At 71.8% G+C, this 13,362-nt stretch carries 12 protein-coding genes; 7 read left to right on the top strand and 5 right to left on the bottom strand.

Annotated elements, in window-relative coordinates:
• Window positions 1-230: 230 nt before the first annotated feature.
• Window positions 231-899 (top strand): hypothetical protein, encoded by a 669-nt coding sequence (locus AB0E88_RS09985; RefSeq protein WP_361626812.1) that lies wholly within the window; start codon window positions 231-233, stop codon window positions 897-899.
• A gap of 368 nt (window positions 900-1,267) precedes the next feature.
• Here AB0E88_RS09985 and AB0E88_RS09980 read toward each other — a convergent pair whose 3' ends face one another.
• On the bottom strand, window positions 1,268-2,047 hold the full coding sequence (locus AB0E88_RS09980) for a cache domain-containing protein (RefSeq protein WP_361626809.1): 780 nt from the start codon (window positions 2,045-2,047) through the stop codon (window positions 1,268-1,270).
• Window positions 2,048-2,079: 32 nt separating this feature from the next.
• Entirely contained in the window at window positions 2,080-2,826 is a 747-nt protein-coding gene (locus AB0E88_RS09975; protein ID WP_361626806.1) for a GntR family transcriptional regulator, read from the bottom strand.
• Between the two features lie 121 nt (window positions 2,827-2,947).
• Between AB0E88_RS09975 and AB0E88_RS09970 the strand changes: the two genes are divergently transcribed.
• The 4 genes from AB0E88_RS09970 to AB0E88_RS09955 are packed head-to-tail and all read left to right on the top strand — an operon-like array spanning window position 2,948 to window position 6,967.
• The gene (locus AB0E88_RS09970; RefSeq protein WP_361626803.1) at window positions 2,948-4,027 is read left to right on the top strand and encodes an ABC transporter ATP-binding protein; all 1,080 of its coding nucleotides are present in this window, start codon (window positions 2,948-2,950) and stop codon (window positions 4,025-4,027) included.
• 5 nt (window positions 4,028-4,032) lie between these two features.
• Window positions 4,033-5,238 carry an ABC transporter substrate-binding protein gene (locus AB0E88_RS09965; protein WP_361627402.1) on the top strand — a complete coding sequence of 402 codons (1,206 nt, stop codon included), beginning with the start codon at window positions 4,033-4,035 and terminating at the stop codon, window positions 5,236-5,238.
• Window positions 5,239-5,241: 3 nt separating this feature from the next.
• On the top strand, window positions 5,242-6,135 hold the full coding sequence (locus AB0E88_RS09960) for an ABC transporter permease (protein ID WP_361626800.1): 894 nt from the start codon (window positions 5,242-5,244) through the stop codon (window positions 6,133-6,135).
• Window positions 6,136-6,151: 16 nt separating this feature from the next.
• Complete coding sequence (locus tag AB0E88_RS09955) at window positions 6,152-6,967, top strand: ABC transporter permease (RefSeq protein ID WP_361626797.1); 816 nt, start codon at window positions 6,152-6,154, stop codon at window positions 6,965-6,967.
• 7 nt (window positions 6,968-6,974) lie between these two features.
• On the opposite strand, the gene AB0E88_RS09950 is transcribed toward AB0E88_RS09955, so the two are convergent.
• Entirely contained in the window at window positions 6,975-8,261 is a 1,287-nt protein-coding gene (locus tag AB0E88_RS09950; RefSeq protein WP_361626795.1) for an MFS transporter, read from the bottom strand.
• A gap of 169 nt (window positions 8,262-8,430) precedes the next feature.
• On the opposite strand from AB0E88_RS09950, the gene AB0E88_RS09945 reads away from it, so the two are divergent.
• Both AB0E88_RS09945 and AB0E88_RS09940 read left to right on the top strand, forming a co-directional pair.
• Window positions 8,431-10,485 (top strand): phosphocholine-specific phospholipase C, encoded by a 2,055-nt coding sequence (locus AB0E88_RS09945; RefSeq protein ID WP_361626792.1) that lies wholly within the window; start codon window positions 8,431-8,433, stop codon window positions 10,483-10,485.
• 93 nt (window positions 10,486-10,578) lie between these two features.
• Window positions 10,579-11,442 (top strand): phospholipid scramblase-related protein, encoded by an 864-nt coding sequence (locus AB0E88_RS09940; protein ID WP_361626789.1) that lies wholly within the window; start codon window positions 10,579-10,581, stop codon window positions 11,440-11,442.
• A 30-nt stretch (window positions 11,443-11,472) separates the two neighbouring features.
• On the opposite strand, the gene AB0E88_RS09935 is transcribed toward AB0E88_RS09940, so the two are convergent.
• Both AB0E88_RS09935 and AB0E88_RS09930 read right to left on the bottom strand, forming a co-directional pair.
• Entirely contained in the window at window positions 11,473-12,501 is a 1,029-nt protein-coding gene (locus AB0E88_RS09935; protein ID WP_361626786.1) for a hypothetical protein, read from the bottom strand.
• On the bottom strand, window positions 12,498-13,334 hold the full coding sequence (locus AB0E88_RS09930; protein ID WP_361626783.1) for a phosphatase PAP2 family protein: 837 nt from the start codon (window positions 13,332-13,334) through the stop codon (window positions 12,498-12,500). Before AB0E88_RS09930 ends, AB0E88_RS09935 begins: the two co-directional genes overlap by 4 nt.
• Between the last annotated feature and the right edge of the window lie 28 nt (window positions 13,335-13,362).

Genomic DNA, 13,362 nt, shown 5'->3' with positions numbered 1-13,362 from the left:
CTCCCACGTCTCTCACAGCCCTCTCACAGGCGTGTCGTGCCGCACCGGCAGTCGTGAACTGCCCGGAGATTATCCGCTGGTTCGAACTTCCATCCAGGTCTCGCCACAACTGTGGCCAATTTCAGCCGTCAACGAGCGCGGAATGCCACGATAGTTGACACAGCAAGTGTCAGGGCACGAGGATCGGGGCGCCGCGTGAAGGCCGCAGAGTCATAAGGGGTGACCTCCCGATGGCATATCAGGCAGGTGGGCAGCGGCCGGCGCCGCGGCCCGTCCCCGACTCTCCCGAGGCCCAGGCCTACCTCCAGGACTGCGCCACGCTGATGGCCGCGCTCTCGCTGCCGTCCGTGGTGGTGGACCACCGCTGGGACGTGGTGCTGGCCAACACCGCTTATCAGTCACTTTTCCGGGCGGTCGCCCCGCATCCGACGGCGATGCCCGGCGACAACCTCCTGCGGTTCGTGCTGTTCCACCCGGACGCGAGCGCCGTCCTGGGCGACCACGAGACGAGCTGGTGCCTGCCGATGCTGGCGCAGTTCCGCAGCGCGCTGGAGCGGCACGCGCACGACGCGGTGCTGCAGGCGGTGCGCCGGGACATCGCCCAGGATCCGATCATGGAGGCCGCGTTCCGGCAGGGGCTCCCGCACTGGATGCGCGCGGTGGGGGAGGAGGCCCTGCGGCACGACGGCTCCGTGCGGCCCCTGTTGCACCCCGATCCGCGCCGGGGCGCCACGGAGTGCCGGCTGATCGACGAGACGACGCCGGTGCTGCGGGAGATGGGCTGCACCCGGCTCACCCTGGTCCTGCGCGAGCCCCGCCGTACGGCCCCGCCCCCACGTGGCCGCCGCCGAGCCCGCTCGGCGGCCCACCTCACGGTGGTCCCCACCCCCGGCACCTGACGGGTCACCGCCGGCGTTCAGGTCGCCGACGGCACCCGCCCCAACCGGGGGAGGGGACGGCCGCCCCGTCCCCCGACAGCCGACCTGCCCTCCGACCGCACCGTCGTGGCGCACCGACGCCGCGCCGCGCGGTGCTGCGCCAAGCCCCGTGCCCGGCCGACGCCGCGCCGGCTCACGCCGTGACGGCCCACGCCATTACGGCTCACGGCGCGTCGGCTCGCGCCGTGACCGCTCACGTGGGGACAACTCACGCACCTACGGCTCACGCCGCGCCGGCTCACGTCGGGACAGCTCACGCCACTACGGCTCACGCCCCTACGGCTCGCGCCGTGACCGCCCGTGGCGCCGCGGAGTCGTAACGGCGGGGGTCAGTCTTCTCTCAGTGTCAGCAGGAGGGGGACCTCGCCGCAGGGGAGCAGGCGCAGGCCCGGCAGGGCGGTCTCGCGGCCGTGTTCCAGGGCGGTGGCGAAGTCCGGGCCCTTGGTCAGGGAACCGGCCAGGTGGGCGGGGTCGGCGGAGGCCGCGACCCGGCCGCGGGCGTTGACCAGGCGGGCCGGCGGCCGCAAGGTCCGCAGCAGGGGCAGGACCGCCGTCTCGAAGTGCCGCAGGTAGACGTCCGCCGCGGCCACGCCGGCGAAGCGGCCCGCGACCGTGACCGGCGCGGACAGCGTGAGGCTGTATTCGTCCGAGCAGAGGTAGTCGACGTACGGGCCGGCCACCGCGCGGCGGCCGGTGTCACGGGGCAGCGCGAACCACTCCCAGTGCGTGTAGTCGGAGTAGGCCGACTGCTGCGGGTCCAGGTCCGGCAGCAGCGGCCGTACGTCCCCCTCGGGCCCGCACTGCCACCACTCCAGCCAGCCGGGCACGTCCGCCAGCAGCCCCGGCGCCGCCACGAACCCGGTCCCGGAGATCAGCTCCTGCCGCCGCAGCCGCAGATGGAGGGCGGGCCGCAGCGCGGCGAGGTCCGCGCTGGTGGGCCTGCGGCCGGACGCGGCCACCGTGCTCAGCAGGACACCCGTCTCGTCGGCGGTCGCGGCGACCGCCGCGAACACCGCCTCCAGGGCGCCGCCCACCCGGTGCGCCACCCGCCGGGCGGCGCCGAGGTCCGGCGCGGGAGGGGCGGGGGCGAGGCCGGGGCTCGAGCTCATGGCGCCCTCCAGCAGCCGGGGCCGTGACAGGCCTACAGGGCGAGCCGTACGGCGATCAGCCGTGCCGTCGACTCCCGTACGCACCGCTCGGCCAGCGCACCGGCCGAGTCGTGGGCCCCATCTTGCACCGCCGAGATCACGGCGCGGTGACGGTCCGCGACTTCTTCACGACTTGCGCCCGCGTCGTCACCGAGGACCAGGCACAGCAGCGCCCCGATCTCCGTCTGCAGCGCGACCTGTTCGCGGGTCAGCCGCGCGGACTGCGCCGCGGCGGCCAGCTCCACGTGGAAGCGGCCGTACATCCGGGCGCGGGCGGCCGCGTCGTCCGCGGCCGTGAACTCCTCGACCGTGCGCCGCAGCTGCGTCAGGTCCTCCGGTTCGGTGCGCTGCGCCGCGAGGCGGGCCGCCGCCCCGGACAGCGCCGCCCAGTGGTCGCCGAGGTCGCGCAGCTCCTCGGTGCTCCAGCCGCGCAGCCGGGCCCGCAGGCGTTCCCCGGCGGGCACGTCCGGCAGGGAGACGAAGCTGCCGCCGCCCCGGCCGCGCCGGGTGGTGACCAGGCCCTGCTGGCGCAGCGCCATCAGCGCCTCCCGCAGGGTCACCGTGGACACGCCGAGCTGCCCGGCCAGCTCGCTCTCGCCGGGCAGCTGCTCCCCGTCGGCGAGCAGGCCGAGCTCGATGGCGTCGCCGAGCCGGCGCACCACCGTCTCGACGCGGGCCCGGCTGTCGAGCGGCGCGAAGACGGCCGCGCGGGCGCCACCGGCTGTCTGCTGCTGTTTCACGGCCACCACCTTGTGCGTTGACTCAAGCTTTACCCTAAGGGGGCCTTGAGCTTTGAACTATGATTTCATATGTTTTCGCTCCATCGGTCAACGCTCGAAGGCGTCAGAAAGGTTCCCGCCCATGGAGGGGATTGCTGAAGGGAAGGCCGGCGGGACTCCGCGCGAGCCCGCCGCAGGGACGGCCGTCCGTCTGCGGCAGCTGCGCAAGTCGTTCGGCGACACGACCGCCGTGGCCGGGGTCGACCTGGAGATCCGCGACGGGGAGTTCTTCTCCATGCTCGGCCCGTCCGGCTCGGGCAAGACCACGGTCCTGCGCATGATCGCCGGGTTCGAGACCCCCACCGAGGGCCGGATCGAGCTCGCCGGTCAGGACGTCACACGCCGCGCGCCCTTCGAACGCGATGTGCACACCGTCTTCCAGGACTACGCCCTCTTCCCGCACATGACGGTCGAACAGAACGTCGCCTACCCCTTGAGGATCCGCAAGGTCCCGGGGCCCGAACGCATGGTCCGCGCCCGCAAGGCCCTCGCCGAGGTCCGTCTGGACGGCTACGGCAAGCGCCGCCCCGCCCAGCTCTCCGGCGGTCAGCGCCAGCGCGTCGCCCTTGCCCGCGCCCTCGTCGGCCGTCCTCGCCTGCTGCTGCTCGACGAGCCGCTCGGCGCCCTCGACCTGCGCCTGCGCGAGCAGATGCAGGTCGAGCTGAAGGCCATCCAGCGCGAGGTCGGCATCACCTTCGTCTTCGTCACCCACGACCAGGAGGAGGCCCTGACGATGAGCGACCGCATCGCCGTCTTCCACCAGGGCCGCATCGAACAGGTCGGCACGCCGGCCGAGATCTACGAACGCCCCGCGACCGGCTTCGTCGCCTCCTTCGTCGGCACCTCCAACCTGCTGGAGGGCGAGTCCGCCCACCGCGTCGTCGGCGCCCCCGGCACCTACAGCATCCGCCCGGAGAAGATCCGCGTCCGCAAAGAGGCCGACGGCGCCGACGAGCCGGAGCACTCCTCGGCCACCGGCACCGTCGCCGAGGTCGTCTACCTCGGCGAGGCCACCCGCTTCCTCGTCGACCTCGACGGCGGCGGCCGCCTCACCGCCCTCCAGCAGAACCTCGAGACCTCCTCCGAGGACGTCGCCGCCTACCGCGGCACCCGGGTCCGTCTCCAGTGGCACCGCCGCCACGCCGTCCACGTCCCCCACTGACCTGACTGGAGTACGTCGTGCGCTTCACCCCCGCATGGAAGGCCGCGGCCGCCGCCGCGCTGCTGCTCGCCGCCACCGCCTGCGGCTCCTCCGGCACCAAGGCGGGCCCGGGCGGCCTCAACCCGCCCGACCTCAAGGCCCCCACCCGGCTCGGCGCGCCCGAGGGCCAGGTCAACCTGATCGCCTGGGCCGGCTACGTCGAGGACGGCTCCAACGACCCCAAGGTGAACTGGGTCACCGACTTCGAGAAGCAGACCGGCTGCCAGGTCCACTCCAAGGTCGCGGCCAGCTCCGACGAGATGGTCAAGCTGATGAAGACCGGCGAGTACGACGCCGTCTCCGCCTCCGGTGACGCCTCGCTGCGCCTGATCGCCTCCGGCGACGCGGCCCCCGTCAACACCGCCCTCGTCCCGAACTACCGGGACATCTTCAGCGGCCTGAAGAACGGCGCCTGGAACTCCGTGCACGGCACGATGTACGGCATCCCGCACGGCCGCGGCGCCAACCTGCTGATGTACAACACCCAGAAGGTCAGCCCCGCACCGACCTCCTGGTCCGCCGTCTTCGACGACGCCCCGAAGTACAAGGGCCACGTCACGGCGTACGACTCGCCGATCTACATCGCCGACGCGGCCCTGTATCTGAAGGCGACCAGGCCCGAGCTGAAGATCGCGAACCCGTACGCCCTGGACCAGAAGCAGTTCGACGCGGCCGTGGCGCTGCTGAAGAAGCAGAACGCCGATGTCGGCGAGTACTGGAGCGACTACCTGAAGGAGGTCTCCGCCTTCAAGAGCGGTGACTCCGTCGTCGGCACCACCTGGCAGGTGATCGCCAACCTCACCGCCGACGAGGGCGCCAAGGTCAAGGCGTTCGTGCCCAAGGAGGGGTCCACCGGCTGGTCCGACACCTGGATGGTCTCGGCCAAGGCCAAGCACCCCACCTGCGCCTACAAGTGGCTCGACTGGATCGTCTCGCCCAAGGTCAACGCACAGGTCGCCGAGTACTTCGGCGAGGCCCCGGCCAACTCCAAGGCCTGCGCCGTCACCAGCGACAAGAACTTCTGCACCGTCTACCACGCCGCCGACGAGGCGTACTGGAAGAACATCGCCTTCTGGAACACGCCCATCGAGCAGTGCCTGGACGGCCGCACGGACGTGAAGTGCGTGCCGTACGCCAAGTGGGTCCAGGCCTGGACCGAGATCAAGGGCTGAGCCATGACCGCCGTCACCCCCGAGTCCGCCGGACGCGACCGCGTCCGGCGGCTCGCGGGGGCGCTGCACCGGCGCCCCCGCCTGCGTCTGTCCCTGCTGCTGACCGCTCCGCTGCTGTGGCTGGCCGTGCTCTACCTCGGCTCGCTCACCGTGCTGTTCGTCTCCGCGTTCTGGACGACGGACTCCTTCACCTCCCAGGTCGTCAAGGTCTTCTCGGCCGACAACTTCCGCGAACTGCTCACCACCCCGGTCTTCCGCCAGGTGATCGTGCGCAGCATCGGCGTCGCCCTCGCCGTCACGGTCTGCTGCGCGGTGATCGCCTTCCCGCTCGCCTTCTACACCGCCCGTGTCGCCCGGCCGAAGTGGCGGCCGCTGCTGGTGGTCGCGATCCTCACCCCGCTGTGGGCGAGTTACCTGGTCAAGGTGTACGCCTGGCGGCTCATCCTGTCCGAGGGCGGGCTCGCCGACTGGATGCTGAAGCCCTTCGGTCTGGCCGGACCCGGGTTCGGGCTGCCGGCGACGGTGCTGACCCTGACGTATCTGTGGCTGCCGTACATGATCCTGCCGGTCCACACCGCGCTGGAACAGCTGCCCGGCGCCCTGCTGGACGCCTCCGCCGACCTCGGGGCCCGGCCCTGGCGGACCTTCCGGTCCGTGGTGCTGCCGATGGTGCTGCCGGGCGTGGCCGCCGGGTCCGTCTTCACCTTCTCGCTCAGCCTCGGCGACTACATCACCGTGCAGATCGTCGGCGGGAAGACCCAGCTCATCGGCAACCTCATGTACTCCAACATCGAACTCAACCTGCCCATGGCCGCCGCCCTCGGCACGGTCCCGGTCGTCGTCATCGTGCTGTACCTGCTGGCCATGCGCCGCACGGGTGCGCTCAGCAGCCTGTAGAGGAGGTGTCCGACTCGTGCAACTGTCCCGTCCCGCGCGCATCGCGCTGCGCGTCGCCGCCGGGCTCGGCTTCGCGGTGATCTACGTGCCGCTGCTGCTGGTCCTGGTCAACTCCCTGAACCCGGACCGCAGCGCGAGCTGGCCGCCGCCGGGACTGACCCTGCACTGGTGGTCGGTCGCCTGGGAGAACTCCGGGGCCCGCGCGGCCCTGTGGGTGTCGGTCAAGGCCGGCCTCGGGGCGACCGCGATCGCCCTGGTGCTGGGCACGCTGATCGCCTTCGCCGTCGCCCGGTACCGCTTCTTCGGCCGCGACGCGCTCTCCTTCGTCGTCGTCCTGCCGATCGCGCTGCCCGGCATCGTCACCGGCATCGCGCTCAACTCCGCCTTCGGCACGGTGCTCCAGCCCCTCGGCGTCGGCCTCGGCCTGTTCACCGTGGTCGTCGGGCACGCCACCTTCTGCATCGTCGTGGTGTTCAACAACGTGGTGGCGCGTCTGCGGCGCACCTCCCGGTCGTACGAGGAGGCCGCGGCGGATCTCGGCGCGCACACCTTCCGGGCCTTCGCCGACGTGACCTTCCCGCTGGTGCGCACCGCGCTGCTGGCGGGCGGGCTGCTGGCGTTCGCGCTGTCCTTCGACGAGATCGTGGTGACCACGTTCACGGCCGGGCCCGGCGTGCAGACCCTGCCTTTGTGGATCTTCGAGAACATGACCCGTCCGCAGCAGGCCCCGGTGGTGAACGTGGTGGCGGCCGTCCTGGTCCTGCTGTCCGTCGTCCCGATCTACCTCGCCCAGCGGCTGTCCGCGGACACGGCGACCGGCAGCAGGGTGTGACGCCCCGTCAGCGGTCGAGTTCGCGGTGGGCGGTCTCCGGCAGCCGCAGGTAGACCAGCGAGGACACCAGGCACAGCACCGCGACGTACCAGGGGAAGAGGCCCGCCTGCCCCCACTGTTTGAACAGCGTGCCGACGTACGGCGCGGTGCCGCCGAAGAGGGCGACCGTGAGCGAGTAGGGGAAGCCGATACCGGCCGCGCGCACCCGGGGCGGGAACACCTCGGCGTTCACGGCGGCGCTGATGGAGGTGAAACCGGTCAGCAGCACCATGCCGGCCGACTGCACCAGCAGCAGCACCGCGAAGGAGTCGCGCAGCGCGTGCAGCAGCGGCACGCAGAGCAGCGCGCATCCCAGTCCGAAGAACAGCAGCAGGGGGCGGCGGCCGAACCGGTCGGAGAGCAGCCCGCCGATCGGCTGCAGCACGGCGAAGAACGCCAGCGAGATCGTCCCCGCGAGCAGCGCGTCGGACTTCGCGACACCCGCCTCGAGTTCGGCGTAGGTGGGCAGGTACGACGTCCAGGTGTAGTAGGCGAGGGTGCCGCCCGCGGTGATGCCGGCGATCAGCAGCGACTCCCGTGGATGGCGGCGCAGCGCCTCGAACAGGCCGGGCCGGGGCGCTTGCCGCTGCTCGGTGCTGCGGGTCTCCTCCGCGCCCCGCCGGATCCAGAACCCGACCAGGCTGAACAGGCCGCCGAGCCAGAACGGCACGCGCCACCCCCAGCCGTCCATCGAGGACTCGGTGAGCGTGTCCACGAGCAGTGTCGCGATCCCGGAGGCGACGAGCTGCCCCGCGGTCGTGGAGACGTACTGGAAGCTGGAGAACAGTCCGCGCCGGCCGGGTCCGGCCGACTCCACCAGGAAGGTGGTCGAGGCGGCGAACTCGCCGCCCACCGACAGCCCCTGCAGCAGCCGGGCCGTGACCAGCACCACCGGCGCCAGCAGTCCGGCCGAGGCGTAGGTCGGGGTGAGGCCGACCAGCAGGCTGCTGCCGCCCATCAGCAGGATGGTGACCGTCAGCGCGGCCCGGCGTCCGCGCCGGTCGGCGATCGCGCCCATGACGAGGCCGCCGACCGGCCGCATGAAGAATCCGACGGCGAACACGGCGAACGTCGACAGCAGCGGCACCAGGGAGTTCCCCGTGCCCTTGGGGAAGACCGCCTGCGCGAGGTAGGTCGCCAGGAACGTGTAGGCGTACCAGTCGTACCACTCGACGGCATTGCCCACGGATGCCGCAAGAAGCTGCCGTACGGGGCGTTCTGTCCTGGTCGGTACCGTCGTCTGCATCCCTGTCATGATCGCGACCTCCCCGTGTGGCCGGTTCCGCACACCTGCCGTAGCGATGAGTTCACATGAGTGCCACCAGACCCTTCCCTGACGTTTGATGCTCTTGGAACACTCGCTCCGCGCACATTCCGTCATTCACCGGCGCGTTGCCGCCGCCACGACGAGAGGTCTGTCCCCCATGCCCGAAGTGAACCGGCGTCGCTTCCTCCAACTCGCGGGCGCCACCACGGCGTTCACCGCGCTGTCCGCGAGCATCCAGCGCGCCGCCGCCCTCCCGGCGAACCACCGCACGGCCTCCGTCGAGGACGTCGAGCACATCGTCGTCCTCATGCAGGAGAACCGCTCCTTCGACCACTACTTCGGCACCCTCAGAGGCGTCCGCGGTTTCGGCGACCCCCGCCCGGTCACCACCCGGCCCGGCGCCAAGTCCGTCTGGTACCAGTCCGACGGCACCAAGGACGTCCTCCCCTTCCATCCGGACGCCGACGACCTGGGCATGGCGTTCCTCCAGGACCTCCCGCACGGCTGGAACGACGGACACGCCGCCTTCGACGGGGGTAAGTACGACAAGTGGGTGCCCTCCAAGGGCTCCACGACGATGGCGTACCTGAACCGCGACGACATCCCGTTCCACTACGCGCTCGCCGACGCCTTCACCATCTGCGACGCGTACCACTGCTCCTTCATCGGCTCCACCGACCCCAACCGCTACTACATGTGGAGCGGCTACGTCGGCAACGACGGCACCGGCGGCGGCCCCGTCCTTGGCAACGACGAGAAGGGGTACGGCTGGACGACGTACCCCGAACGGCTGGAGAAGGCCGGGGTGTCCTGGAAGATCTACCAGGACGTCGGCGACGGTCTCGACGCGAACGGCAGCTGGGGCTGGATCTCGGACGCCTACCGCGGCAACTACGGCGACAACTCGCTGCTCTACTTCAACCAGTACCGGAACGCCCAGCCGGGCAACCCGCTGTACGACAAGGCCCGCACCGGCACCGACTACCGCAAGGGCGAGGGCTACTTCGACCAGCTCAAGGCCGACGTGGCGGCCGGGAGGCTGCCCCAGGTGTCCTGGATCGTCGCCCCCGAGGCGTTCACCGAGCACCCGAACTGGCCGGCCAACTACGGCGCCTGGTACGTCGCCCAGGTGCTGGACGCGCTCACCTCCAACCCCGAGGTGTGGGCGAAGACCGCGCTGTTCATCACCTACGACGAGAACGACGGCTTCTTCGACCACCTGATACCGCCGTTCCCGCCCGGCTCCGCCGCCCAGGGCAAGTCGACCGTCGACGCCTCCCTCGACGTCTTCAAGGGCGACGCGAGCCACGTCGCCGGCCCCTACGGGCTCGGCCAGCGCGTTCCGATGCTGGTGGTCTCCCCCTGGAGCAAGGGCGGTTACGTCTGCTCCGAGACGCTGGACCACACCTCCATCATCCGGTTCATCGAGAACCGCTTCGGCGTGCACGAGCCGAACATCTCGCCCTGGCGGCGGGCCGTGTGCGGCGACCTGACCGCCGCCTTCGACTTCTCCCGCTCGGACACCCGGCCGGTCGCGCTGCCCGACACGGCCGCCTACGAGCCGCCGGACCGCCTGCGCCACCCCGACTACAAGCCCGTCCCGCCGGCCACCGGGGTGCTGCCCAAGCAGGAGCGTGGCCTGCGGCCGGCCCGCCCCCTGAAGTACAACCCGGCCGTGGACGGCTCGGTCGACGCGGCGGCCGGGAAGTTCACCCTCACCTTCGCCTCCGGCGCCGCCGCGGGCGCGGCCTTCCTCGTCACCTCCGGCAATCGCACCGACGGCCCCTGGACGTACACCACCGAGGCCGGGAAGTCCCTTGCGGACACCTGGAACTCGGTGTATTCGAGCGGTTCGTACGACCTCACGGTGCACGGCCCGAACGGCTTCCTGCGTGCCTTCAAGGGCCGCAACAAGGTCACCGGTCCCGAGGTCACCGCCCGGCCGAGCGGGGACAACCTGGAGCTGACCTTCACCAACAGCGGTTCCGGTACCGCCCGTCTGACCGTCACCGACGGCTACGGCGGCGCCAAGCGGTCCGTGAGCGTACGGCCGGGCGCCACCGTGAAGCAGCTCGTCGACCTCACGGCGGGCCGGCGCTGGTACGACCTGACGGTGACGGCCGACGGTGACGCGGCCTATCTGCGCCGATTTGCCGGACATGTCGAGAATGGACAACCCGGCGTCAGCGACCCGGCCATCGCCACCGTCTGACGGGCGTTCGGGCTTCGGACGGCGGGCGCCCGGGCCACGGGCGCCCGCCGGAACGGCGGTTGCTTTCCGGCCGGTGCGCGATAGTGTGCCCCGGTGACCACGCATTCGAACACACCTGCAGGTTGGTACCCCGACCCGCACGGGGCGCAGCAGACCCTGCGGTACTGGGACGGTTCCCAGTGGACCGAGCACACCCACGCCGACCAGCAGGGCCAGCCCCAGGCCCAGGGCCACCCCCAGGCCCAGGCACCGGCTCCGGCCGCCCCGCACGTGCCGGCCCAGCAGACCGGTCCCGACCCGCGCGTCCAGCGCCAGGTCCAGCAGCAGGCCGGTGTCGCCGGGGGCGGCGCGGGCGGCGGGACGCTGTTCTCCGAGCCGGTCCTGGTGGTGAACCAGAAGGCCAAGCTGATCGAGCTGACCAACGAGTACAAGGTCATGGACCAGCACGGCCGGGAGATCGGCGCGGTCGTCCAGGTCGGTCAGAGCGTCCTGCGCAAGATCGTGCGGTTCCTCTACAGCATCGACCAGTTCATGAAGGTCAAGCTGGAGATCCGCGACGCCTACGGCCAGCCGGTGATGCTGCTGACCCGGCCGGGCAAGATCTTCAAGTCCCGGGTGATCGTCGAGCGCCCGGACGGCACGCCGGTCGGTGAGATCGTCCAGCAGAACGTCTTCGGGAAGATCAACTTCGCGATGATGGTGAACGGCCAGAAGGTCGGCGCCATCAAGGCGGAGAACTGGCGCGCGTGGAACTTCGCGATCGTCGACCACGCGGACAACGAGGTGGCCCGGATCACGAAGACCTGGGAAGGCCTCGCCAAGACGATGTTCACGACCGCGGACAACTACGTCCTGCAGATCCACTACCAGCTGCCGGACCCGCTGCTCAGCCTCGTCGTCGCGACGGCCCTGACCGTCGACACTGCGCTGAAGCAGGACGCCCGCGGCCTCGGCTGAGGCCGTCGCCTCGGCGCGCGCGTCACCGCCTCACAGCACGCTCAGGTGCCCCGGTTCGCTCGTCGGCCGGGGCACCGCCGCGTCCGGGTCCAGGGCGAGCACGGCGGCCACCGGGTGCTCGTCGTGTGCGGGTGCGTGTGCGGGTGCGGGTGCGGGTGCGGGTGCGTGGGCGGAAGTGGATGCGGATGCGGATTCGGGCGCGGGTGACGTCGCCGGTCCCGGTGCGGGCGTCCCGGCCGGCCGCGGGGCCGCCCGGGACAGCAGCAGCACACCCCAGGCCGCGCACCCCGCGCCCGCGAGCGCGAGCAGGATGCCGAGCGCCCCGCCCTGGAGCCGCTCGCCCAGCAGGGACACGCCGATCACCGCGGCGGCCACCGGGTTCGCCAGCGTCACCACCGCCAGCGGAGCGCCGAGGCCGCCCCGGTAGGCGGTCTGCGACAGCAGCAGCCCGCCCGTCGCGAACGCCGCGACCAGCACCGCCACCCCGATCACCTGCACGCTCAGCAGCGGCCCCGTGTGGTCCGTGGCGGCGACCGTGACCGTCTGGGTGAGCGCGGAGGCCACGCCGGAGGCCAGCCCGGACGCCGTCGCGTGCCGGAGGCCGGGCCGGGCGCCCGGCCGGGACAGCGTGCCGATCAGCGCGGCCGTCGCGCCCGCGACCGCCAGTGCCTCGGGCGCGCTGAGCACGTCCTCCGGCGCGGGACCCGACGCGGTGACGAGGATCGCGCCGAGCCCGAGCAGCGTGAACCCGGTGCCCCGCCACTCGATCGCGCTGACCCGGCGCCCCGCCATCCGCGCCCCCAGCGGCACCGCCGCCACCAGGGTCAGCGCCCCGAGCGGCTGTACGACGGTGAGCGGGCCGTACTTCAGGGCCACGACGTGCAGCAGCGCCGCGCCGGCGTTCAGCCCGACCGACCACCACCAGGCGCCGCTGCCCAGCATGTGCAGCAGCCCGGCGCCGGACGAGCGGGAGGCCAGCCGCTCCTGGGCGACGGCCGCGGCGGCGTAGGCGACGGCGGAGAACAGCGACAGCACCACGGCGAGCAGAGCGGCGTTCACCGGGCCACCCCCGCGAGCTCGCGCTCCTCGGCGGGCAGCAGCTGCTCGCGGCCCCGGCCCGCGGTGGTCGCCGTTCGGTGCGGCGGGTGGATCACCGCGAGGGTGGCGCCGAGCAGGGCCGTCGCGACGATCGCGTCCAGCCAGTAGTGGTTGGCGGTGCCGACGACGACGAGCAGGGTCAGCGCGGGGTGCAGCAGCCACAGCAGGCGCCACCGTGAGCGGGTCGCGGCGTACAGGCCGATCGCGACCATCAGGGCCCAGCCGAAGTGCAGCGACGGCATCGCCGCGAACTGGTTAGACAGATGGTCGGTCTGCGGCGGCCCGTACACCGACGGGCCGTACACGCGTGCGGTGTCGATCAGTCCGGTGGCGGCGAGCATCCGCGGCGGGGCCAGCGGGAACGTGAGATGCAGCACCAGCGCGGCGGCGGTGAGCACGGCCAGCACCCGGCGGGCCCAGACGTAGTGGGCCGGGCGGCGCAGATAGAGCCAGATCAGGAAGGCCGCCGTGACGGGGAAGTGCACCGTCGCGTAGTAGGTGTTCGCGAGGCGGACCAGCGTGTCGCCGTGCAGCAGCAGCGACTGCACCGTGCCCTCGTCCGGCAGATGGAGGGTCCGCTCCAGGTCCCACACGTGATGGGCGTCGCGGAAGGCCTCGCCGGTGTGGCCGGTGGCCAGCTGGCGGCCGAACTTGTAGACGAGGAAGAGCCCGGCGACGAGCAGCAGCTCGCGCAGGAGCGGCGGCCGCGCCGTACGCGCGGCTATGTCACCCGGCTCCGCTTGCTCGGGCTCTGCTTCTTCCGGCTCTGCTTCAGGCTCGGTGCGGGCGTTCATCCCCCGGCCCCTTCACTGACGGTGGTGC

It is taken from the genome of Streptomyces sp. NPDC028635 (genome assembly GCF_040637635.1).
GTDB lineage: Bacteria > Actinomycetota > Actinomycetes > Streptomycetales > Streptomycetaceae > Streptomyces.
Note: the sequence above shows the minus strand (reverse complement) of the source record. Positions and strands in the feature narration are given on the sequence as shown.

Bases quoted from the DNA above. Each gene is read 5' to 3' on its own strand.
- AB0E88_RS09980 (WP_361626809.1), bottom strand. From the start codon at position 2,047: ATGAGCTCGAGCCCCGGCCTCGCCCCCGCCCCTCCCGCGCCGGACCTC.
- AB0E88_RS09950 (WP_361626795.1), bottom strand. From the start codon at position 8,261: ATGACAGGGATGCAGACGACGGTACCGACCAGGACAGAACGCCCCGTA.
- AB0E88_RS09985 (WP_361626812.1), top strand. From the start codon at position 231: ATGGCATATCAGGCAGGTGGGCAGCGGCCGGCGCCGCGGCCCGTCCCC.
- AB0E88_RS09930 (WP_361626783.1), bottom strand. From the start codon at position 13,334: ATGAACGCCCGCACCGAGCCTGAAGCAGAGCCGGAAGAAGCAGAGCCC.
- AB0E88_RS09970 (WP_361626803.1), top strand. From the start codon at position 2,948: ATGGAGGGGATTGCTGAAGGGAAGGCCGGCGGGACTCCGCGCGAGCCC.
- AB0E88_RS09960 (WP_361626800.1), top strand. From the start codon at position 5,242: ATGACCGCCGTCACCCCCGAGTCCGCCGGACGCGACCGCGTCCGGCGG.
- AB0E88_RS09945 (WP_361626792.1), top strand. From the start codon at position 8,431: ATGCCCGAAGTGAACCGGCGTCGCTTCCTCCAACTCGCGGGCGCCACC.